General features: G+C 58.8%; 18 protein-coding genes and 1 pseudogene. 12 read left to right on the forward strand and 7 right to left on the reverse strand.

What is annotated here, in order from left to right:
• Positions 1-3: 3 nt before the first annotated feature.
• Together SPG90_RS16980 and SPG90_RS16985 are read left to right on the forward strand one after the other, a co-directional pair.
• Positions 4-1,407 carry a YfcC family protein gene (locus SPG90_RS16980; RefSeq protein ID WP_322408249.1) on the forward strand — a complete coding sequence of 468 codons (1,404 nt, stop codon included), beginning with the start codon at positions 4-6 and terminating at the stop codon, positions 1,405-1,407.
• 80 nt (positions 1,408-1,487) lie between these two features.
• Positions 1,488-1,967 (forward strand): arginine repressor, encoded by a 480-nt coding sequence (locus SPG90_RS16985; RefSeq protein WP_029739272.1) that lies wholly within the window; start codon positions 1,488-1,490, stop codon positions 1,965-1,967.
• Between the two features lie 3 nt (positions 1,968-1,970).
• Here SPG90_RS16985 and SPG90_RS16990 read toward each other — a convergent pair.
• Positions 1,971-2,088, reverse strand: a pseudogene (locus tag SPG90_RS16990) (hypothetical protein).
• Here SPG90_RS16990 and SPG90_RS16995 point away from each other — a divergent pair.
• The 5 genes from SPG90_RS16995 (at position 2,068) to gbpA (ending at position 5,659) form a co-directional block, all read left to right on the forward strand.
• The gene (locus SPG90_RS16995) at positions 2,068-2,172 is read left to right on the forward strand and encodes a pyrBI operon leader peptide (RefSeq protein ID WP_022646880.1); all 105 of its coding nucleotides are present in this window, start codon (positions 2,068-2,070) and stop codon (positions 2,170-2,172) included. The pseudogene SPG90_RS16990 and the gene SPG90_RS16995 sit on opposite strands and share 21 nt — an antisense overlap.
• Positions 2,173-2,206: 34 nt before the next feature.
• A complete protein-coding gene (gene pyrB / locus SPG90_RS17000) occupies positions 2,207-3,139 on the forward strand; it encodes an aspartate carbamoyltransferase (RefSeq protein WP_023310198.1) in 933 nt (310 codons plus the stop codon).
• Between the two features lie 12 nt (positions 3,140-3,151).
• Positions 3,152-3,613: an aspartate carbamoyltransferase regulatory subunit gene (gene pyrI, locus SPG90_RS17005; protein WP_023310197.1), complete on the forward strand. Its 462-nt coding sequence runs from the start codon at positions 3,152-3,154 to the stop codon at positions 3,611-3,613.
• Between the two features lie 73 nt (positions 3,614-3,686).
• A complete protein-coding gene (gene ridA / locus SPG90_RS17010) occupies positions 3,687-4,073 on the forward strand; it encodes a 2-iminobutanoate/2-iminopropanoate deaminase (protein ID WP_322408250.1) in 387 nt (128 codons plus the stop codon).
• A 131-nt stretch (positions 4,074-4,204) separates the two neighbouring features.
• Positions 4,205-5,659, forward strand: a complete 1,455-nt coding sequence (gbpA, locus tag SPG90_RS17015) for an N-acetylglucosamine-binding protein GbpA (RefSeq protein WP_322408251.1) — start codon at positions 4,205-4,207, stop codon at positions 5,657-5,659.
• A 75-nt stretch (positions 5,660-5,734) separates the two neighbouring features.
• On the opposite strand, the gene SPG90_RS17020 is transcribed toward gbpA, so the two are convergent.
• Together SPG90_RS17020 and mgtA are read right to left on the reverse strand one after the other, a co-directional pair.
• The gene (locus SPG90_RS17020; protein WP_322408252.1) at positions 5,735-8,119 is read right to left on the reverse strand and encodes a beta-N-acetylhexosaminidase; all 2,385 of its coding nucleotides are present in this window, start codon (positions 8,117-8,119) and stop codon (positions 5,735-5,737) included.
• Positions 8,120-8,329: 210 nt separating this feature from the next.
• Positions 8,330-11,038: a magnesium-translocating P-type ATPase gene (gene mgtA, locus SPG90_RS17025; protein WP_047742989.1), complete on the reverse strand. Its 2,709-nt coding sequence runs from the start codon at positions 11,036-11,038 to the stop codon at positions 8,330-8,332.
• A gap of 389 nt (positions 11,039-11,427) precedes the next feature.
• On the opposite strand from mgtA, the gene treR reads away from it, so the two are divergent.
• From treR to nrdG, 5 genes are all read left to right on the forward strand, one after another.
• On the forward strand, positions 11,428-12,375 hold the full coding sequence (gene treR, locus SPG90_RS17030) for a trehalose operon repressor TreR (RefSeq protein WP_322408253.1): 948 nt from the start codon (positions 11,428-11,430) through the stop codon (positions 12,373-12,375).
• 128 nt (positions 12,376-12,503) lie between these two features.
• Positions 12,504-13,922: a PTS trehalose transporter subunit IIBC gene (gene treB, locus SPG90_RS17035; protein ID WP_029739268.1), complete on the forward strand. Its 1,419-nt coding sequence runs from the start codon at positions 12,504-12,506 to the stop codon at positions 13,920-13,922.
• A 51-nt stretch (positions 13,923-13,973) separates the two neighbouring features.
• Positions 13,974-15,617 (forward strand): alpha,alpha-phosphotrehalase, encoded by a 1,644-nt coding sequence (gene treC / locus SPG90_RS17040; RefSeq protein ID WP_322408254.1) that lies wholly within the window; start codon positions 13,974-13,976, stop codon positions 15,615-15,617.
• A 376-nt stretch (positions 15,618-15,993) separates the two neighbouring features.
• Positions 15,994-18,132: an anaerobic ribonucleoside-triphosphate reductase gene (gene nrdD, locus SPG90_RS17045; RefSeq protein ID WP_322408255.1), complete on the forward strand. Its 2,139-nt coding sequence runs from the start codon at positions 15,994-15,996 to the stop codon at positions 18,130-18,132.
• A 159-nt stretch (positions 18,133-18,291) separates the two neighbouring features.
• A complete protein-coding gene (gene nrdG / locus SPG90_RS17050) occupies positions 18,292-18,756 on the forward strand; it encodes an anaerobic ribonucleoside-triphosphate reductase-activating protein (RefSeq protein WP_047742993.1) in 465 nt (154 codons plus the stop codon).
• A 3-nt stretch (positions 18,757-18,759) separates the two neighbouring features.
• Here the strand turns inward: nrdG and SPG90_RS17055 are convergent, their stop codons facing one another.
• The 4 genes from SPG90_RS17055 to SPG90_RS17070 all read right to left on the reverse strand — a co-directional run bounded on the left by SPG90_RS17055 (position 18,760) and on the right by SPG90_RS17070 (position 22,423).
• On the reverse strand, positions 18,760-19,044 hold the full coding sequence (locus SPG90_RS17055; protein WP_045402335.1) for a type II toxin-antitoxin system RelE family toxin: 285 nt from the start codon (positions 19,042-19,044) through the stop codon (positions 18,760-18,762).
• Positions 19,034-19,276 (reverse strand): type II toxin-antitoxin system RelB/DinJ family antitoxin, encoded by a 243-nt coding sequence (locus SPG90_RS17060; protein ID WP_008501400.1) that lies wholly within the window; start codon positions 19,274-19,276, stop codon positions 19,034-19,036. The genes SPG90_RS17055 and SPG90_RS17060 overlap by 11 nt, the downstream gene beginning before the upstream one ends.
• 77 nt (positions 19,277-19,353) lie before the next feature.
• The gene (locus SPG90_RS17065) at positions 19,354-21,264 is read right to left on the reverse strand and encodes a BglG family transcription antiterminator (protein WP_126303698.1); all 1,911 of its coding nucleotides are present in this window, start codon (positions 21,262-21,264) and stop codon (positions 19,354-19,356) included.
• A gap of 22 nt (positions 21,265-21,286) precedes the next feature.
• Entirely contained in the window at positions 21,287-22,423 is a 1,137-nt protein-coding gene (locus tag SPG90_RS17070; RefSeq protein WP_126303701.1) for a lactonase family protein, read from the reverse strand.
• Positions 22,424-22,497: the final 74 nt, after the last annotated feature.

A 22,497-nucleotide genomic window follows, 5' to 3' on the forward strand; every position in this document is an offset into this window, starting at 1 on the left:
ATCATGGGCAAGTTTAAGTTTCCCTCCGCTTACACCATTCTCTTTTTCCTGATTGCCGTTGTGGCGGCGCTGAGCTGGGTCGTCCCCGCCGGTCAATACCAGATGGCGATGAACGAAACCCTCGGTAAAGAAGTCCCGATTGCCGGAACGTACGCGCACGTGGCGGCACATCCGCAGGGGCTGGTTTCCGTCCTGATGGCGCCCATCGCCGGGCTGTACGATCCGGTCTCCGGCCAGGCCGGGGCGATCGACGTCGCGCTGTTTATCCTGATCATCGGCGGTTTTCTCGGGATCGTCACCAAAACCGGGGCGATTGATGCGGGGATCGAACGCGTCACCACCCGGCTGCGCGGGCGCGAGGAGTGGATGATCCCGATCCTGATGGCGCTGTTTGCCGCGGGCGGCACGATTTACGGCATGGCCGAAGAGTCGCTGCCGTTCTACACCCTGCTGGTGCCGGTGATGCTGGCCGCCCGGTTCGATCCGGTTGTCGCCGCCTCTACCGTGCTGCTCGGGGCGGGGATCGGCACGCTCGGCTCTACCATTAACCCGTTTGCCACGGTGATCGCCGCCAACGCCGCCGGGATCCCCTTCACTAACGGTATCGCCCTGCGCGTGGCGCTGCTGGTCATCGGCTGGATCATCTGCGTGGCGTGGGTGATGCGTTACGCCCGTAAGGTGCGCCAGGATCCGTCGCTGTCGATCGTTGCGGATAAGCAGGAAGAGAACCGCGCCCATTTTCTCGGCGACAAGGGCGAACAGTCGCTGGAATTCACCCCGGTGCGCAAAATCATCCTGGTGATTTTCGCCCTCGCCTTCGCGGTGATGATCTACGGCGTGGCGGTGCTGGGCTGGTGGATGGCAGAGATCTCAGCGGTGTTTCTCGCCAGCGCGATTATCGTCGGCCTGATTGCCCGCATGAGCGAAGAGGAGCTGACGTCGACGTTTATCAACGGCGCGCGAGATTTGCTGGGCGTCGCGCTGATTATCGGCATCGCGCGCGGTATCGTAGTCATCATGGATAAGGGCATGATTACCCACACCATTTTGCACAGCGCGGAAGGGCTGGTCAGCGGGTTGTCCAGGGTAGCGTTTATCAACGTGATGTACTGGCTGGAGGTCGTGCTGTCGTTTCTTGTGCCTTCTTCATCCGGCCTGGCCGTTCTGACGATGCCGATCATGGCGCCGCTTGCCGATTTCGCTAACGTCAACCGCGACCTGGTGGTGACGGCTTACCAGTCGGCCTCCGGCATCGTTAACCTCGTCACGCCCACTTCTGCCGTCGTGATGGGCGGGCTGGCTATCGCCCGCGTGCCCTACGTGCGTTATCTGAAATGGGTGGCGCCGCTGCTGGGCATTTTAACAGTGGTGATTATGGTGGCGTTAAGTCTGGGTGCCTTGTTGTGATTTGCCGGATGGCGCTGCGCTTATCCGGCCTACGGATCGGTGCGGTGCCACCGGTTATTTCAGGAACTGATATGGGAACTATGATGGATTACGAAGAGTACTCTCCCAAAGAGCAACTACAGCTGACGGTCTGCCAGCGCCTGATCGCAGAAAAGAGCTATCTTTCTCAGGAGGAGATCCGCCGGGATTTGCAGGAGCGTGGTTTTGAGACCATCAGCCAGTCCACCGTTTCACGTCTGCTTAAATTGCTCGGCGTCATAAAAATTCGAAATGCCAAAGGGCTTAAGATTTATTCGCTGAATCCCCAGCTGCGCCCTGCCCCCGACGCCGCGCGTACCGTGTCCGAAATGGTGGTCAGCGTCGAGCACAATAGCGAGTTTATCCTTGTTCATACCGTTGCCGGATATGGCCGCGCGGTGGCGCGTATTCTGGATTATCACCAGCTACCGGAAATTTTAGGCGTGGTGGCCGGCAGCAGTATCGTCTGGGTCGCTCCCCGGGTCGTGAAGCGCACCGCACTGGTGCATAAGCAAATTAATTATTTACTCAGAACGCATTAATATTCATAAAGAACCGTTTGCATTGAGTAAAGCGTGCATTAAATCGCTTGATCCGAAAAGCGAGCTGCGTATAATGCCCGACAATTTGCCGGGAGGAAGCATGGTCAAGCGTGTACGACATAACGTCTTACCGCGTCTGAAATCAGACGCTGGCCTGCCGTTTTTCTTCCCGTTGCTAAACCTATTCCCAGAGCCCCTCATTTGAGGGGCTTTTTTTTGCCCGGCGTCAGGAGATAAACATGAATCCGCTTTATCAAAAACACATCATTTCCATAAACGACCTCAGCCGCGAAGAGCTGGAACTGGTTCTGGAAACCGCGGCAAAACTGAAGGCTAATCCGCAACCGGAGCTGCTGAAGCACAAGGTGATTGCGAGCTGCTTCTTCGAAGCCTCGACCCGCACCCGCCTCTCCTTTGAAACCTCCATGCACCGCCTGGGCGCGAGCGTGGTGGGCTTCTCGGACAGCAGCAACACGTCGCTGGGTAAAAAAGGCGAGACCCTGGCGGACACCATTTCAGTGATCAGCACCTACGTCGACGCGATTGTGATGCGTCACCCGCAGGAGGGCGCGGCGCGCCTGGCGACCGAGTTTTCCGGCGGCATTCCGGTGCTGAACGCCGGTGACGGTGCCAACCAGCACCCGACGCAGACCCTGCTGGATCTGTTCACCATTCAGGAGACGCAGGGCAAGCTCGAGAACCTGAACATCGCCATGGTCGGCGACCTGAAGTATGGCCGCACCGTCCACTCCCTGACCCAGGCGCTGGCGAAATTTAACGGCAACCGCTTCTTCTTCATCGCCCCGGACGCGCTGGCGATGCCGCAGTACATTCTCGACATGCTGGACGAAAAAGGCATTCAGTGGAGCCTGCACGCCAGCATCGAAGAGGTGATGAGCCACGTGGATATTCTCTACATGACCCGCGTGCAGAAAGAGCGTCTGGATCCGTCCGAATACGCCAACGTGAAGGCACAGTTCGTGCTGCGCGCCAGCGACCTCGAGGGCGCACGCGACAACATGAAGGTCCTGCACCCGCTGCCGCGCATCGATGAGATCACCACAGACGTGGACAAAACGCCGCACGCCTGGTACTTCCAGCAGGCAGGAAACGGCATCTTCGCCCGCCAGGCGTTACTGGCACTGGTTCTGAATCGCGAATTAGCTCTGTAAGGGGAGACGACCATGACGCACGATAACAAACTCCAGGTTGAAGCCATCAAGCGTGGCACCGTGATTGACCACATCCCTGCGCAGGTGGGCTTTAAGCTGCTGACGCTGTTCAAACTGACCGAAACGGACCAGCGCATCACCATCGGCCTGAACCTGCCGTCCGGCGAGATGGGCCGCAAGGACCTGATTAAAATCGAGAACACGTTCCTGACCGACGAGCAGGTCAACCAGCTGTCGCTGTACGCGCCGGACGCCACCGTCAACCGCATCGACGAGTATGAAGTGGTCGGCAAATCCCGCCCGAGCCTGCCGGATCGCATCGAAAGCGTACTGGTCTGCCCGAACAGCAACTGCATCAGTCACGCTGAGCCGGTTTCTTCCAGCTTTGCAGTGAAAAAACGTGCCGATGACATCGCGCTCAAATGCAAATACTGCGAAAAAGAGTTTTCTCATTATGTGGTGCTGGCCAACTAATTGAGGTTGGTAATGAAATCCCGGCTGTTATAATGGCCGGGAACATTCTTAACGCTGTCATTCTGGAGAAAACATGAGCAAAGTACTCGCGACGGAAAATGCACCCGCGGCTATCGGCCCTTACGTTCAGGGCGTTGATCTGGGTAGCATGATCATCACTTCCGGTCAGATCCCGGTGGACCCAAAAACCGGCGCGGTGCCGGAAGACGTCGCGGCACAGGCGCGTCAGTCGCTGGAAAACGTGCAGGCTATCGTTGAATCTGCCGGTCTGAAAGTGGGCGATATCGTGAAAACCACCGTTTTCGTGAAAGATCTGAACGATTTCGCCACCGTTAACGCCACTTACGAAGCGTTCTTCACCGAGCATAACGCCTCTTTCCCGGCGCGCTCCTGCGTGGAAGTGGCTCGTCTGCCAAAAGACGTGAAAATTGAAATCGAAGCGATTGCCGTACGTCGCTGATTGATAGCAGCAGAGAATGGGCAGCTTCGGCTGTCCATTTTTTTTGGTTATTTTTCCTCCCACCACAGCATGACCTTCCCCACCCGCCATTAATAACATCACCCTGCGTATTTATTATTAATGGACTAACAATGAAATTATCAAAGATTGCCCTTGCGATGGCGACCCTGACCGTTGCCTCATCCGCTTTAGCGCACGGATATATTGAATCCCCTGCCAGCCGCGCTTATATGTGCAAGCTCGGTCAAAACATTGACTGTGGCTCCGTTCAGTATGAACCGCAGAGCGTGGAGAAAACCTCCGGCTTCCCGGGCGGTGCGATGCCGCCAGACGGCCAGCTTGCCAGCGCGGGGATTGCGAATTACTCCCAGCTGGATAAACAGAGCCTGAACGCGTGGACGAAAAGCCCCATGACTGCCGGCCCACATGAGTTTGTCTGGTATCACACCGCGCCGCACAAAACCACCAACTGGCGTTACTACATCACCAAACAAAACTGGGATCCGAATAAACCCCTGACCCGCGATCAGTTTGAATTAACCCCGTTCTGTACCGTGAATGGAAATGGCCAGGCCCCCGCGATGCGGAAAGCCATGACCTGTAATGTACCTGCGCGAACGGGTTACCAGGTGATTTATGGCGTCTGGGAAATAGCGGATACCTCGAACAGTTTCTACCAGGCCATTGACGTTGATTTCGGTAACGGCGGCAATGTTACCCCGGATGACGGTGCCGGCATTGAATCAGAGTGGAGCAAAGTCCTCAGCGGCCAGATTGCGGGAAATAACCTGAACGTCGGCGATAAGGTCATTGCTCGCTTCTTCGATGCGCACGGTGAAGTGACGTCCCTGCGCACGGAAATGACGATCGCCACGGCCGCGCAGGCGGATGCCAACCAGTGGTCGTACGCTCTGGCGCAGAAAATTAACACCGCGCACCAGGACATTCGCGTCGGGGTGAAGGATGAGGGTGGCGAGATTAGCCCGGTCCATGGCGCGAACAGCGTATTCGTCAAAGAGGGCAGCGCCCTGCAGTCCGTTGCGATTTCGTACGAAGAGCAGAAGGAGGAGGTAAACGAAACCATCGCCGTCAGCAATTTGCACTACAGCAAAATCGAGAACGGCAATGCGACCGTCACCTTCCATGTGAATACCCACGGTAACGTCGATTTCGAAGCCCACGTCATGAACCATCACGGGGCGGAAAAAGGGTATCTGAAGCAGGAGATGAACAACGCTAATCAGGACGTCACCCTGACGCTGACCGGCGTTGAGGCGGGTCACCACATGCTGAAGTACTACGCCACCAATAAAGACGGCACGCTGTTTGCGCAGGATGTGCTGAACCTGATGCTGGAAGAGGAAGCCGCGGCGGACAACAGCACCGGTCAGCATGACTACATCTTCCCGGATAACATCGCGTCGTACAAAGCGGGCACCGTGGTGCTGCAGCCAAAAGACGGTAAGACCTACCAGTGTAAGCCTTTCCCGTACAGCGGCTACTGCGTGCAGTGGAGCAAGTATGCGACCCAGTTTGAGCCGGGCACAGGTTCACACTGGAAAGAGGCGTGGGTGCTTAAGCACTGAGTCGTCTGATTCCCTCACCCCGGCCCTCTCCCAAAGGGAGAGGGTGTATAAATTCCCTCTCCCCCTGGGAGAGGGTTACTGATTCCGCGTCGCGCGCAGCAGCGTCTCCAGCGGGTACACCGCCGCAATCACCACTTCGTCCTGAACCTTCGCCGCGTTATCCAGCTCGCTCTGAATTGAGGCGATCTCTTTATCGTCCAGCGTGCCCTGACGCGCTACCAGATCGGTGAGCCTCAGGCCAATCGAGGCCAGCTTATCCACCTCCTGAATCACCGGCTTGATCGCCTTCAGCTGATAGCTGTTTTCACTCAGTGCCAGCGCATCGCTGGTATTGCTCTGCCAGCGGTTAAACACATGGCGCAGCGCGTCGGCACTTTCGGTATCCTCGGCGTCGCTCACCAGACGGTCGGCCCATTTGTTCATCTGGCGCACGGTGGCGCTTTCGGCGTTCAGCGCATCCGCAAAGCGGTTGAGCGGCTCGAACTGATGATAGTTTCCGGCCTGGAACTTCAGGTGCTGGCGGGTGTAATACTGCGCGGGCTCTACCGCCTGCGCGAGGATCTGCAGCGGCAGCGTGTCGGCATTACCGGCAAGGCGCGTGAACTGCACCTGCTGCTGGGTATGCTGCTGCAGCCCGACCGACACCGTCGACCAGCTGTCCATCGCCTGCAGGCGAGTGTACATGTTATCGACGTCGTTGACGTCCTGCGCGGACCACAGCCTCTCCGCCACCGCGAAGGTGCGCGGCCACAGGCGGATATCCAGCACCGGCGCCACCACGTTTTCCGCCCACAGCGCGGCTTCCCCGCCGAGCAGGTTGGCCTGATTCGCCACGTCCGGCACGACGGGAGGAATGCCTTTCGGCACCGCGTCCAGACGCGTGCCGCTGATTGGGTAACGCGTATTCCCCACCAGGAAATAGCCGGTGAGCTTGTCGTTATCAACGGAGACCACCGGGCGCGTCTCGCCCATCCACGTATCGACGGTGAAGGTCACCTGGCTGTCATCGCGCCATTCAATATCCTGCAACGCGCGGCGCGATTTCCCGGCAAAATCAATAAATCCGCGCCAGCCTGCGTCTCCTTTCACCAGCGTGAAGCTCCCCTCCACCGGCTTGCCCTTCAGGCGCGGCATGGAAAAGGCCCAGCTCTGGACGCTGTCGGTGTCTGCAATCACGTCCACGCCGTTCAGACCCTGCGGGACAATTTCGTTGCGGTAGTGATAGGCGGTGGACTGGGGCTGGTCGAGATAGAAACCGGTGGAGAGAATGCCCTTGTAGCCGTTCTGCGCCACCTGCCCCAGCGCGTCCTGGCCCTGCCAGGACTGGATCAGAATGCTTTTCGGCAGGTCGGGATGGTAGATCTCGTCCCAGCCGACCATCTGCCGGTGATGCTTCTCAAGGATCGTCTCCAGTTTACGGTTGAAGTACGCCTGCAGCGCGTGGCTGTCCGCCAGCCTGTTGTCGCGCATGAAATTCTGGATCGCGGCGTTCGCTTTCCACTGGCTGTCGTCGACCTCGTCACCGCCGATATGCAGATACGGATCGGGGAAGATCGCCGCCAGTTCGCTGACCATTGCGTCGGCAAAAGCGTAAGTTGCATCTTTTGTCGGATCCAGCACCGGCTTCAGCACGCCCCAGTGGCGTTCCATGGCGTACGGCCCCGGCGCGCTCATCAGCTCCGGATAGGCCACGGCAATCGCCGAGGCGTGGCCCGGCATGTCGATCTCCGGCACCACGCGGATACCGCGCTCGGCGGCGTAACGCACCACCTCGCGCATCTGTTCAGGCGTGTAGTACAGCCCGTCGCTGGCAAGCTGCGTCAGCTTAGGGTAGCGCTTCGAGCTGAAGCGCCAGCCCTGATCGTCGGTCAGGTGCCAGTGCAGGACGTTGAGCTTCGCCGCGGCCATGCCGTCGATCTGGCGCTTGATATCCGGCAGCGGAATAAAGTGACGCGCCGAGTCGAGCAGCAGCCCGCGCCACGGGAAGCGCGGCGAATCTTCAATGGTGCCCCACGGCAGCGAGGTGTTTTCCGCGCCGTTCTGCATCAGCTGGAGCAGCGTTTCCATGGCGCGCAGCGCGCCGAAGCGGGTGTTGGCGGAGATATCGACGCCGCTGGCGTCCACCGTCAGCCTGTAGCTTTCATCGCTGTCCGGCAGAGGCTGCGGCTTCACCTTTTTGGCAATCGCGATGCGGATGGTCGGTTTGTCTGGCTTTTCAGCCTGCGGCTGCAGCGTCCAGCCGGTTTGCAGGGCCATGCGCTGGCGCAGGCGGCTGACGGCGTCACCGAGATCGTCCCCGCTGACGCTAATGGATACGTTGTTGCTGAGCACCAGCGCGCCCTGGGTCGTCGGGCGTTCGACCTTGGCAGGCCAGGGCATCAAAGGGAGATCGCCTGCCGGGGCGGCAAACGCAGAGGCGCCGAGCATCAGCCCGGCGGTTAAGAGACTGTACCGTAACATGAATGTTCCTTATCTGACGGGCCAAATAAAGGCAAAACATTCTGTTAACATGCGCTCAATTTGTCGTCAAGCGAATGCGCCGACGGAGATCACAGGTTGTTGAATTTGGGAGGAAAGCCAGTCCCCTCTCCCCCAATGGGCGAGGGTGAAAGGCGGCACCGAGCGGTCCCCTCTCCCTTCCAGGGAGAGGGTTAGGGTGAAGATATGTTTTTACTGCCATCCATACCGACGCGCATAGAATCCTTTCACCATCTGCGTCAGCACCATATAGCCCGCAAGGATTGCCACCAGCCACGGGAAGTAGCCCAGCGGCAGCGCCTGAAGCTGCAGATAGCCTGCCAGCGGCGAGAACGGCAGCGCGATACCGAGCGCCATCACAATGCCCGTCATCACAATCAGCGGCCACGCGGCACGGCTCTGGATGAACGGAATGCGGCGGGTACGGATCATATGAACAATCAGCGTCTGCGACAGCAGACCTACCACAAACCAGCCGGACTGGAACAGCGTCTGGTGTTCCGGGGTGTTGGCGTGGAACACAAACCACATCAGGCAGAACGTCAGAATGTCGAAGATGGAGCTGATCGGCCCAAAGAACAGCATAAAGCGCCCGAGATCCGCCGGGTTCCAGTGCTGCGGCTTCTGGATCTGCTCGTCGTCGACGTTATCAAACGGGATCGCTACCTGAGACACGTCGTACATCAGGTTCTGGATCAGCAGGTGCAGCGGCAGCATCGGCAGGAACGGCAGAAACGCGCTCGCCACCAGCACGCTGAAGACGTTACCGAAGTTGGAGCTGGCGGTCATTTTGATGTACTTGAGCATGTTGGCAAAGGTACGGCGACCTTCGATCACGCCCTCCTCCAGCACCATCAGGCTTTTTTCCAGCAGAATGATATCCGCCGCTTCGCGGGCGATATCCACCGCGCCATCGACGGAGATACCGATGTCCGCCGCACGCAGCGCGGGCGCGTCGTTGATGCCGTCGCCCATAAAGCCCACCACGTGCCCTTCACGCTTAAGCAGGGTGACAATGCGCTCTTTGTGCATCGGCGTCAGGCGGGCAAACAGCGTGGTACGCTGGGCAAGCTTCGCCAGCTCGTCATCAGAGAGATGTTCAATATCGCTCCCCACCACCACGTCGCCCGCGTCCAGCCCCACTTCATGGCACACTTTGGCCGCCACCAGTTCGCTGTCGCCGGTGAGAATTTTGACGGTAATACCGCTCGCCTTCAGCGCCTTCAGCGCCGGCGCGGTGGTCTCTTTCGGCGGATCGAGGAAGGCGATGTAGCCCTCGAGGATCAGATCGGATTCATCGATACGCTGATAGTCACCCTCGCGCGCGGGCAGGAACTTGCTCGCGACCGCCACCACGCGCAGCCCCTGACGGTTCAGGTTATCGGTGACGCGCTTGATGCGGCGCAGCATGGTGTCGTCCAGCGGCACGATGTCGCCGTTATAGCGAACCTGCGTCGACACGTTGAGGATCTCCTGCAGCGCCCCTTTGCAGATCAGCTGGTGCACGTCCGTCTGCTCGCTCACCACCACCGACATGCGGCGGCGCTCGAAGTCGAACGGGATCTCATCCACCTTCTGCCAGCGGCCGGAGAGCGTGCGGGCGGATTCCTCGTCCACCCCTTCCAGCACCGCGACGTCGAGCAGGTTTTTCAACCCGGTCTGGTAATGGCTGTTCAGCCACGCGCTGTGCAGGACGCGCTCGCTGGTTTTGCCGGAGATATCGGTGTGGTTCTCCAGCACGATTTTGTCCTGCGTCAGGGTGCCGGTTTTATCGGTGCAGAGGATGTCCATCGCGCCAAAGTTCTGGATGGCGTCGAGATGTTTGACGATCACTTTCTGTTTAGAGAGCTTCACCGCCCCGCGCGCCAGCGTGGAGGTGACAATCATCGGCAGCATTTCCGGCGTCAGGCCGACGGCTACGGAGAGCGCGAACAGGGCCGCTTCCCACCAGTCGCCTTTGGTGTAGCCGTTGATCAGCAGCACGATCGGCGTCATCACCATCATAAAGCGGATCAGCAGCATGCTGACGCGGCCAATCCCTTTCTGGAAGGCGTTTGGCTCGCTCTCCTGCTCGCTGACGCGCCCGGCAAGCTGTCCAAACCAGGTGTTGCCCCCGGTGGCGGTGACAATCGCCTGCGCGGTGCCGCTGACCACCGTGGTGCCCATAAAGCACAGGGTGTCACACTCGAGCGGGTTCATCTGCTGCGGGTCGCGGCTGCGCGCTACCTTTTCAACGGGCAGGGATTCCCCGGTCAGCGAGGCCTGCGCCACGAACAAATCGCGCGCCTGGATGATGCGTAAATCCGCCGGGATCATGTCTCCCGCGGCCAGCTTCACCAGATCGCCCGGCACCAGCTGGTCGATAGGCAGCTCCACCCAGGCGTTTTCGCCGAGATCGTTAATCACGCGCGAGACGGTCGCGGTGTTGCTGACCATCGCCTTCAGGGCGTCCGCCGCTTTGGTGGAGCGGGCCTCCTGAATAAAGTTCAGCAGCGTGGAGATACCCACCATCAGGGCAATCACCCCTGCGGCAAACAGATCTTCCGTCGCGTAGGAGATGAGGCCGAGCACGGTCAGCAGCAGGTTGAACGGGTTGCGGTAGCAGAGCCACAGGTGCACCCACCACGGAGACGGCTTTTGCGCCGGGATCTGGTTATCGCCGTGTACGGCGCGGATTTTTTCCACTTCGGCCGCGTTGAGCCCTTCCGGGTGTCCGCCGAACGCTCGCCAGACTTCGTTTTCATCCATCGCCGCCACGTTCAGGCAGCGTTCGGTCAGGGACGCGGGGATCGCCGCCCCCGCCATGTTTTTGGCGTTTGGCAGCGGGTCGCGCTGAACAAGACGGTGTGGCAGGTGGCGGCTCAGCAGCGCCTGCAGCTGCCGGGTGATATTTTTAAACATAGTCATTCCTCCGCATCCGCGAATGCGGACGCAGCAATTCCTTCAGGCGTGGCAAGGCCGTACCTGAGAGGCACTTAATTTTTTAAGCAGGAACGTTTAAGACGTTGCTGCCTCACGCCGGTGAGACAGCAAAAGCTGGCTTACCGGAAAGAACGCATTCTCCCGTTCAGGAGAGGTGTGGGATCGGGATCCATGAAGCCTCCGGTAAGTAAAAAAAACAGGGTGTTGCCGCGCAGTCCAGGGATTTAGGCATACCCTTTATGACGATTCGGGCGGTATTATACCCCCCTGCAAATAAACCAAACGTAAACCAGACTTTGCCCATAGCGAAATCGCGCTATAGCATTAGGCTCAATTCACTACATCGTCGTTGTTACAGGGAATACAGCATGCAGAACCGCCTTACGATTAAAGACATCGCGCGTTTAAGCGGCGTGGGAAAATCGACCGTCTCACGCGTGCTGAACAACGAAAGCGGCGTCAGCGAACGCACCCGCGAGCGCGTTGAGGCGGTCATGAATCAGCACGGTTTTTCCCCTTCCCGATCCGCGCGCGCCATGCGCGGGCAGAGTGACAAAGTCGTCGCCATTATTGTCTCGCGTCTGGATTCTCTGTCTGAAAACCTCGCCGTGCAGACCATGCTGCCCGCCTTCTACGAGCAGGGGTATGATCCGATCATGATGGAGAGCCAGTTCTCTGTGCAGCTGGTCGAAGAGCATCTGGGTATGCTCCAGCGGCGCAACATTGACGGCGTAGTGCTGTTTGGCTTTACCGGCATCAAAGATGAGATGCTGAAACCCTGGCAGCCTTCGCTGGTGCTGCTGGCGCGCGACGCCCACGGGTTTGCCTCCGTCTGCTATGACGACGAGGGCGCGATTATCACCCTGATGCAGCGCCTGTTTGACGAAGGCCATCGCCACATCAGCTTCCTCGGCGTCCCGCACGCGGACGTCACCACCGGCAAGCGTCGGCATGAGGCCTACCTGGCTTTTTGCAAAAAGCACAATCTCTCCGCCGTGGCCTCCCTGCCGGGGCTGGGCATGAAGCAGGGCTACGAGCAGGCCGCCAGCGTTCTGACGCCGCAGACCACCGCGCTGGTGTGCGCCACGGATACCCTGGCGCTGGGTGTGAGCAAATATCTGCAGGAGCAGCGCATCGATAACCTGCAGGTGGCGAGCGTCGGCAGCACGCCGCTGATGAAGTTCCTGCACCCGGAGATCATCACCGTCGATCCGGGCTACGCCGAGTCCGGCAGACAGGCCGCCGCGCAGCTGATCGAGCAGATAAACGGGCGTTCAGAGCCCCGTCAGATCGTCATTCCCGCTCACCTTTCGTAACCCCTCTAAAACAGATTATTGTGATCTTCGCCTGATTTCGGGAACGTTCCCATTTTCGCCGTCACGCTGAAGGAGTAGGCTTGCGCTCAGGTCATTACACCCCTCACCATCTGTCATGAGGTTTCATGATGAGTAAAGTCAAACAAGCAGATATCGATCGGCTGATCGTCCTGGTCGGTGGCCGCGAAAACATCGCTACCGTCAGCCATTGCATTACCCGCCTGCGCTTCGTGCTGAACGATCCGGCCAAAGCCAACCCGAAGGCCATTGAAGAACTTTCCATGGTCAAAGGCTGCTTCACCAACGCCGGGCAGTTCCAGGTCGTTATTGGTACCGAAGTGGGCGATTACTATCAGGCTCTGCTGGCGACAACCGGGCACTCCTCCGCCGATAAAGAGCAGGCGAAGAAGGCCGCGCGCCAGAATATGAAGTGGCACGAGCAGCTGATTTCCCACTTCGCGGAAATTTTCTTCCCGCTGCTGCCCGCGCTGATCAGCGGGGGCTTAATCTTAGGCTTCCGTAACGTCATCGGCGATGTACCGATGAGCGACGGCAAAACCCTGGCGCAGATGTATCCGGCGCTGAAAACCGTTTACGATTTCCTGTGGCTGATTGGCGAGGCGATCTTCTTCTATCTGCCGGTCGGGATTTGCTGGTCCGCGGTGCGCAAGATGGGCGGCACGCCGATTCTCGGTATCGTGCTGGGCGTCACGCTGGTCTCTCCACAGTTAATGAATGCTTACTTACTTGGTCAGCAGGTGCCTGAGGTGTGGAACTTCGGCCTGTTTACTATCGCCAAAGTGGGCTATCAGGCGCAGGTCATTCCGGCCCTGCTGGCGGGCCTGGCGCTGGGCTTTATTGAAACGCGCCTGAAGCGCATCGTGCCGGATTACCTCTATCTGGTGGTGGTGCCGGTCTGCTCGCTGATTCTGGCGGTGTTCCTGGCGCACGCCTTTATCGGTCCGTTTGGCCGCATGATCGGCGACGGCGTGGCCTTCGCGGTGCGTCACCTGATGACCGGCAGCTTCGCGCCGATTGGAGCCGCACTGTTTGGCTTCCTGTACGCCCCGCTGGTGATCACCGGCGTGCACCAGACCACGCTGGCCATTGATATGCAGATGATCCAGAGCCTCGGCGGCACGCCGGTCTGGCCGATTATCGCCCTGTCTAACATTGCACAGGCGTCGGCGGTTACCGGCATCATCATCGTCAGCCGCAAGCACAACGAGCGTGAGATCTCCGTTCCGGCGGCCATCTCTGCCTACCTCGGCGTCACCGAACCGGCGATGTACGGTATCAACCTGAAGTACCGCTTCCCGATGCTCTGCGCGATGATCGGTTCCGGTCTGGCTGGCCTGGTGTGTGGTCTGAACGGCGTGATGGCGAACGGGATTGGCGTCGGCGGCCTGCCGGGCATTCTCTCCATCCAGCCCGCTTACTGGCAGGTGTTTGCCCTGGCGATGGCCATCGCGATTATCGTCCCAATGGCGCTCACCACCGTGGTTTACCAGCGTAAGTTCCGTCAGGGCTCGCTGCAGATTGTTTAACTTCTTCTTTCGGGGCGCAGTTGCGCCCCTTCGCATTTGCAGGAACGCATTATGAATACCCTTCCTCACTGGTGGCAGAACGGCGTCATCTATCAGATTTACCCAAAGAGTTTCCAGGACACCACCGGCAGCGGCACCGGCGATCTGCGCGGCGTGACGACGCGTCTGGACTACCTGAAAATCCTCGGCATCGACGCCATCTGGCTGACGCCATTTTATATCTCCCCGCAGGTGGATAACGGCTACGACGTGGCGAATTACACCGCCATCGATCCGGCCTACGGCACGCTGGATGATTTCGACGAGCTGGTTGCCCGGGCGCACGAGCGCGGCATTCGCATCGTGCTGGATATGGTGTTTAACCACACCTCCACGCAGCACGCCTGGTTCCGCGAGTCGCTGAACAAAGCGAGCCCGTACCGCCAGTTCTACATCTGGCGCGACGGCACGCCGGAGCAGCTTCCCAACAACTGGCGCTCCAAGTTTGGCGGCAACGCCTGGCGCTGGCACGCCGAGAGCGAGCAGTACTATCTGCACCTGTTCGCCCCGGAGCAGGCGGACCTCAACTGGGAAAACCCTGAAGTGCGCGCCGAGCTGAAAAAGGTGTGCGAGTTCTGGGCCGATCGCGGCGTGGACGGCTTGCGTCTCGACGTGATTAACCTGATTTCAAAAGATCAGGATTTCCCGGACGACAACACCGGAGACGGCCGCCGCTTCTATACCGACGGGCCGCGCGTTCACGAATATCTGCAGGAGATGAGCCGGGACGTCTTCACCCCGCGCAACCTGATGACGGTGGGCGAGATGTCCTCGACCTCGCTGGAGAACTGCCAGCAGTACGCCTCGCTCGACGGCAGCGAGCTGTCGATGACCTTTAACTTCCATCACCTGAAGGTGGACTACCCCGGCGGCGAAAAGTGGACGAAGGCGAAGCCGGACTTCGTGGCGCTGAAAACCCTCTTCCGCCACTGGCAGCAGGGCATGCACAACAGGGCCTGGAACGCGCTGTTCTGGTGTAACCACGATCAGCCGCGCATCGTGTCGCGCTTTGGTGACGAAGGAGAATACCGCGTACAGGCCGCGAAGATGCTCGGCATGGTGCTGCACGGCATGCAGGGCACGCCGTATATCTACCAGGGCGAAGAGCTGGGGATGACCAACCCGCACTTCAGCCGCATCACCGATTACCGCGACGTGGAGAGCCTGAACATGTTCGCCGAACTGCGCGCCAACGGCCGCGAGCCTGAGGAATTGCTGGCGATTCTGGCGAGTAAGTCCCGTGATAACGGGCGAACCCCAATGCAATGGGAAGCTTCGCACAATGCGGGTTTTACCGAGGGCGAGCCGTGGATTGGGGTCTGCGATAACTACGAGACGGTGAACGCCCGCGCGGCGCTCGACGATGCGGATTCCGTCTTCTATACCTATCAGTCGCTGATTAGCCTGCGCAAAACCCTGCCGGTGCTGACGTGGGGGGATTATGAGGATCTCCTGCCGGAACACCCTTCTTTTTGGTGCTACCGTCGCCAGTGGCAGGGGCAGACCCTGATCGTTGCGGCGAACCTGAGTAATACGCCTCAGGAATGGCAGACAGACTTTCTCAGCGGTAAGTTGCAGGTGTTGATGAGTAACTACCCGACACCGCAAACGACGTCGCTGCGTCCGTTTGAAGCCGTCTGGTGGTTGCAGCAGTAACTTTCCCTGCCGGGTGCGGCTCAGCACCCGGCTTACTTTACTGTTTTTGTTGAATAATTAATCAGATTTTTCTCGCGCGCCTTTACAATCGCTGAAGCGCCCGTCGTTTGTACTCTCGTCTTTTTACTTTGTTCTGCATCAAATAAATCGCAAACATGTTTGATGCAAATCACTATATATAGCACTTAAAATGCACTCCGACCCAACATCTTGTATTTATCGTCTACTATTCCAACAACAAGACGGCGCTTACGCTGGCCGGAATTGTGGATAACACGAGCTGGGAACGCGGGAAGTCTTTGGCCCGGCGGGGAATACGCCCGGTTATTACTTCTCCACCTCTGTGGATAACCTGTTTTCAAAAAATGGAGTGATCATGACACCGCATGTGATGAAACGTGATGGCTGTAAAGTGCCGTTTAAATCAGAGCGCATCCAGGAAGCCATTCTGCGTGCAGCTAAAGCAGCGGGAGTCGATGACGCAGATTACTGCGCCACCGTCGCAGAAGTCGTTAGCAGCCAGATGAACGAACGCAGCCAGGTCGATATCAACGAGATCCAGACCGCGGTTGAGAACCAGCTGATGGCGGGGCCTTACAAGCAGCTGGCGCGTGCCTACATTGAGTACCGTCACGATCGTGACGTGCAGCGTGAGAAGCGCGGTCGTCTGAACCAGGAGATCCGTGGCCTGGTGGAGCAGACCAACTCCGCCCTGCTCAATGAAAACGCCAACAAAGACAGTAAAGTGATCCCGACCCAGCGCGACCTGCTGGCCGGTATCGTCGCCAAACACTATGCCCGTCAGCACCTGCTGCCGCGCGACGTGGTGTCGGCGCACGAGCGCGGTGAAATTCACTACCACGATCTCGACTATTCGCCGTTCTTCCCTATGTTCAACTGCATGCTGATCGACCTGAAGGGCATGCTGACCCACGGTTTTAAAATGGGTAACGCCGAGATTGAACCGCCTAAATCAATCTCCACGGCCACTGCCGTCACCGCGCAGATTATCGCTCAGGTCGCCAGCCATATTTATGGCGGCACCACGATTAACCGCATTGATGAAGTGCTGGCCCCGTTCGTGACGGCAAGCTTCAACAAGCATCGTAAAACGGCCGAAGAGTGGCAGATCCCGGACTCCGACGGCTACGCGCACTCCCGCACCGAGAAAGAGTGCTACGACGCCTTCCAGTCGCTGGAGTATGAGGTGAACACGCTGCACACCGCCAACGGCCAGACGCCGTTTGTAACCTTCGGGTTTGGTCTGGGCACCAGCTGGGAATCGCGCCTGATCCAGCAGTCCATCCTGCGCAACCGCATTTCCGGCCTCGGCAAGAACCGCAAAACGGCGGTGTTCCCGAAACTGGTCTTTGCCATTCGCGACGGCCTGAACCACAAGTTTGGCGATCCAAACTACGACATCAAACAGCTGGCGCTGGAGTGCGCGAGCAAGCGCATGTACCCGGACATCCTGAACTACGATCAGGTCGTCAAAGTGACCGGTTCGTTTAAAACGCCAATGGGCTGCCGCAGCTTCCTCGGCGTGTACGAAGATGAAAACGGCGAGCAGATCCACGACGGGCGCAACAACCTGGGCGTCATCAGCCTGAACCTGCCGCGCATCGCGCTGGAGGCGAAAGGCAATGAAGCGGAATTCTGGACGCTGCTGGACGAGCGTCTGCAGCTGGCGCGTAAGGCGCTGATGACCCGCATTGCGCGCCTTGAAGGGGTCAAAGCCCGCGTCGCGCCGATCCTCTATATGGAAGGAGCCTGCGGAGTGCGCCTGAAAGCGGACGATGACGTGTCTGAGATCTTCAAAAACGGTCGCGCGTCGATTTCGCTGGGCTATATCGGTATTCACGAGACCATCAACGCATTGGCTGGCGATACGCATATGTACGACAGCGAGGCCCTGCGCGAAAAAGGCATTGCGATTGTTCAGCGCCTGCGCGACGCGGTTGACCAGTGGAAAGAGGAAACCGGCTACGGGTTTAGCCTCTACAGCACCCCGAGCGAGAACCTGTGCGACCGCTTCTGCCGTCTGGACACCGCCGAGTTCGGGATTGTGGAAGGCGTGACCGACAAAGGGTATTACACCAACAGCTTCCACCTCGACGTGGAGAAAAAGGTGAACCCGTATGACAAGATCGACTTTGAAGCAGCGTATCCACCGATCGCCAGCGGCGGCTTCATCTGCTACGGCGAGTACCCTAACATTCAGCACAACCTGAAGGCGCTGGAAGACGTGTGGGATTACAGCTATCAGCACGTGCCGTATTACGGGACCAACACGCCAATCGACGAGTGCTACGAGTGCGGCTTTACCGGCGAGTTTGAGTGCACCAGCAAAGGCTTTACCTGCCCGAAATGCGGCAACCACGATGCGGCTCGCGTCTCCGTGACCCGTCGCGTATGCGGATATCTCGGCAGCCCGGACGCGCGTCCGTTTAACGCCGGCAAGCAGGAAGAGGTGAAGCGTCGCGTGAAGCATTTGGGGAATGGGCAGATCGGGTAAGTTCTGCGCAGGGTTCTACCCCTCACCCTACCCCTCTCCCTCAAGGGAGAGGGGACCGATCGAGCACATTGTTATTCCGGCCGCCGGTTTTCTCCCTCTCCCTGTGGGAGAGGGTCGGGGTGAGGGCATCAGCGGGCACAAATTCTCTGGACATTTTCTATGCGATATCATCAATACTACCCCGTCGACATCGTCAACGGTCCCGGCACCCGCTGCACCCTGTTCGTCTCAGGCTGCGTCCACGAATGCCCCGGCTGCTATAACAAAAGCACCTGGCGCCTGAATTCCGGCATGCCGTTCACCGCCGAAATGGAAGACCGGATCGTCAACGACCTTAACGACACGCGCATCAAACGCCAGGGGATCTCGCTCTCCGGCGGCGACCCCCTGCACCCGCAAAACGTGCCGGATATCCTGAAGCTGGTGAAGCGCATTCGGGGAGAGTGTCCGGGAAAAGATATCTGGGTCTGGACAGGCTACAGGCTGGATGAGCTGAACGCGCAGCAAATGGAAGTGGTGGATCTGATTAACGTCCTGGTTGACGGCAAGTTCGTGCAGGATTTAAAAGACCCGGCGCTGATTTGGCGCGGCAGCAGCAACCAGGTTGTGCACCATTTACGATGATCGCTAAAGCCGTTTGTTTGCATCATGATAAACGGCTGATTTCTCTCGCTTACCGATAGCGATAACAAATACCGTTACAACGTTGTCCTGAACCTGATAGACCAAACGATAACCCTGCGTTCTGAGTTTTATTTTGTAGCAATCCGGCAGACCATGCAGGCGGGCCGATTCGACCCTGGGGTTTACCAGCACGTCCGCAAGTTTCTTCTTAAACTGGTCTTTTACAGTCTGCCCCAGCTTGCTCCACTCCTTTAACGCCCTCGGGTCAAATGCCAGTTCATAAGTCATCCAGACTAACCTTGATTCCCTTTTGCGGATTCGCCAGTCGCTCCCGGACCGTCTGTATCAGCGCATCTTCGCTGTCGCTAATCGTGACCGTTTTCACCGGCATACGTCCCGTCTCCGCGACGTACTGAAACAGTAATCGCACGGCTTCCGTTGGGGTGATATTGAGTTTTTCCAGCACGGCATAAGCCTCGTTTTTGAGTTTGTCATCCAGACGGACGTTCAGCGTGGCCATTATGCCTCCGGTAAAATCGAATGTGTAATGCAGTTTAGCATTACATTCGCATTACATCGAATTCTGGATAATGCCTCTCAAAACCGACTCAAACTCTCCATTGCCACCGCCTTAAATTCGGCAAAGTCACTGCAGCTACAGAGCCGCGACATCGCCCGTTCACGCAGGAAGGTGACGAAGATATCGTAAATCGCCATCGCCTCTTCGTATTCGCTTTTGCTGATGGCGAGCAGGAAGATGACGTGCGCGGTTTCGTCGCCCCACTGTACGCCGTGCGGGGCGAGCACGGTATAGACCACGGTTTTCTGCGCTAAAAGGCCGAGGGAGTGCGGCAGCGCGATGCCGTCGCCGAGCATGGTGCTGACGATGGCTTCACGCTCGACGACCGAATCCAGGAACTCCGCGCCGACAAACCCCTCGCCTTCAAGCTGCGCGCACAGCTCGCGAAACAGCGTTTGCTGGTCAACGGGCTTGTCGATAATGCGGAAATGGGCCGCGTCGAAGTATTTATCCAGCATCCACGGGCGGGTGCGGTCCACCAGCACCAGCTTGCCGATCTGCTCTAACTGGTAATCGGTCGGGAACGGGGCGATCGTCACCACCGGTTTGGACTTTTCGCTGACGCGGGCGGTGGCGATCACAAAGTCTTCGCTAATCGTTTCCGCCAGCTCGTACTCGCGCAGGGTGAGCGTGCGGGCCACCTCAATTTGCGGGTACTTGCGCTGCAGCACCGCTTCAATCATGCGGACCATGGCATTACCTGCGTCGCACACCAGCAGTACGCGCGGCTGACGCTGGTAGCCGATGTTGTAGTGGCGCTCCAGCCCGACGCCGATATGCAGCACCAGGAAACCAATCTCGTTTTCGCTGATCACATAAGGCGTGTATTTTCCCCAGCTCGACACCGCCGCCAAGGTCATATCCCACGCCATCGGGTAGTGCTGCTTGATGTTATCCAGCAGCGGATTGGGGATCATGATTTGATACCGCACGCGGGTGATCATGGTTTTGATGTGCGTGAGCAGGTCCGCGTGCAGCTGCGCGTCGCTCAGCAGGTTGTAGTTATAGTGGGTGTTGATATAGCGCAGGATGTAGTTGACCAGCGCTTCGTCGTCATCCGCGTTAATTGCGCTCGGGGCAATCTCCTGAATCTGCCGCGCCGCAATGTGCACGCACAGCCAGCTCTCCTCCGAAGGTGAAAGCGCTTTGCCCGCCAGCTGCTGGATAGTGACGGCGATATCCTTCGCCGCCTCGCGCACGTTCTCTTCCACGTCTTCGGCGTGGAATTCCGGCAGCGGATAGCCCTCGCTGATGCGCCGTACCGATACCGCACAGTACAGGCGCAGGAACAGCTCGCCTTCATCGGTCAGACGGATGTGATGACGCGTCAGCGCCTCGTGCAGCACGGGCACCATCTGCTCCGCCACGCCTGCATTCAGCGCCACGTCGGTCACCAGCGGGTTCAGGCTGTCCTGCTGCGCAAGCTCCCAGAGCAGATCGGTCAGGCAGGCGCGGGTCGACATCTCGCTGCCAAACAGCTTCATGCCGTGGCGAGGACGCGTTTCCAGCGTCAGGTTATAGCGGTGGAACCACTCGCGGACTTCGGCCATGTCGCTTTGCAGCGTGGCGCGGCTGACAAACCACTCGTCCGCCAGATCCTCAAGCTTAAGAGAAAACGCCGAGGTGAGAAAACGCACCACCAGATAGTGCACGCGCTCCGGCCCGGTCCGGGGAATACGCAGCGCGCGCGGGTGGGATGCCAGCAGCTGCTGGTAGCGCTGGGCATCATCAATTTTGAGCTGATAGCCGTTGCCCCGGCTCAATATAAACTGCGCGCCGTGGCCAGCCAGCAGCGCGTTCAGGGCGGTGATATCGGCACGGACGGTTCGCGTGGAGACCGACAGCCGCTGCGCCAGCTCGTCCTGCGGCAGCGTCTCGTTTTGCAACAGATCGAACAGTTGCGCTAAACGTTGGTTCGGAAATCGCACGGGCTTGTCCTCTTATTACAGCTTAAGGTGAAATGACCATCTGGGATGGGCTGCCGACCGGGGTATAGTCTGGCTCGAAGCTCAATTTCCCGTCCTGCGCCACGCGGAAACGGGTGATGTTGTCGCTGCGCTGGTTCATGACGTACAGCCAGCGCCCCTGCTTATCGAGCGTCAGGGTGCGCGGGTAGTCGCCGCGCGTCCAGACGTCGTCCTGATGCGTCAGCGTTCCCTCCGCTGTTACGGTAAAGTGCCCGATGCTGTTATGCAAACGGTTAGCCACATACAGCTGTTTACCGTCGGCGCTTAATGCGAGCCCGGCAGCAAAGCTGGTGCCTTTGTAGCCTTCCGGCAGGGCTGAAAGCGTTTTGCCCTCTTTTAAGGTGCCGTTGGCGCTCACGGTATAATGGGTGAGCGTAGACGCCTCTTCGTTAATCAGCCACAGGGCATCGCCTTTTGGCGTAAAGACAAAGTGGCGCGGCCCGGCGCCTTTTGAGGAGGCGTTGATAAACGGCGGATCGTTCGGCGTCAGCTTCCCTGTTCGATCGTCAAAACGGTACTGGTAGAGGCGATCCAGCCCAAGATCGGTGGAAAAGACGTATTTCCCGCTCGGATCGGCGGCGATCATGTGCGCGTGTGGGCCGTTATGATCGCTGATGGCAAAGCTGCCCTCCGCTGCCGCTTCCGGCTTCGCCGCGCCCGGCTCGCCCTGATCCTGATGCTTATCCGTAGCCTCACCCAGGCTGCCGTCTGCTTTAACGGGCAGCACTGCGATAGATCCGCTGACGTAGTTCGCCACCAGAAGATGGCGACCGTTCGGCGTCAGCGACAGGTAAACCGGCCCCGCGCCGCCGGAGGCCACCTGATTCAGCTCGCTCAGCTGGCCGTTATCCCCCACCCGCAGCGCCTGCACCACGCCCTGCTCCACTTCGCTTGCCAGATACAGCGTTTTGCCGTCGTGCGAGACGGCCAGCTGCGCGGCGTTCGGCAGCTTGCTCACCAGCGTTTTATTCGCCAGCGCGCCGCTTTGCGGGTCAACGGTAAAGCGGTACAGCCCTTCGCCGTTAGGGGTGTAGGTGCCCACCCAGGCGTACTGCGTCTGGGCGATAGCGGCGTTGGCGAACATTGAGAGTGAAGCAACAAGCAGGGTACGGGTATGCATGGTGGCTCCTTCAGGTTTGTGCGGTTTGTTTTCCCTCACCCCGGCCCTCTCCCAAAGGGAGAGGGGGGTAAAGT

The sequence above is a fragment of the Enterobacter sp. D2 genome (assembly GCF_034427575.1).
GTDB classification, from domain to species: Bacteria; Pseudomonadota; Gammaproteobacteria; order Enterobacterales; family Enterobacteriaceae; genus Enterobacter; species Enterobacter cloacae_M.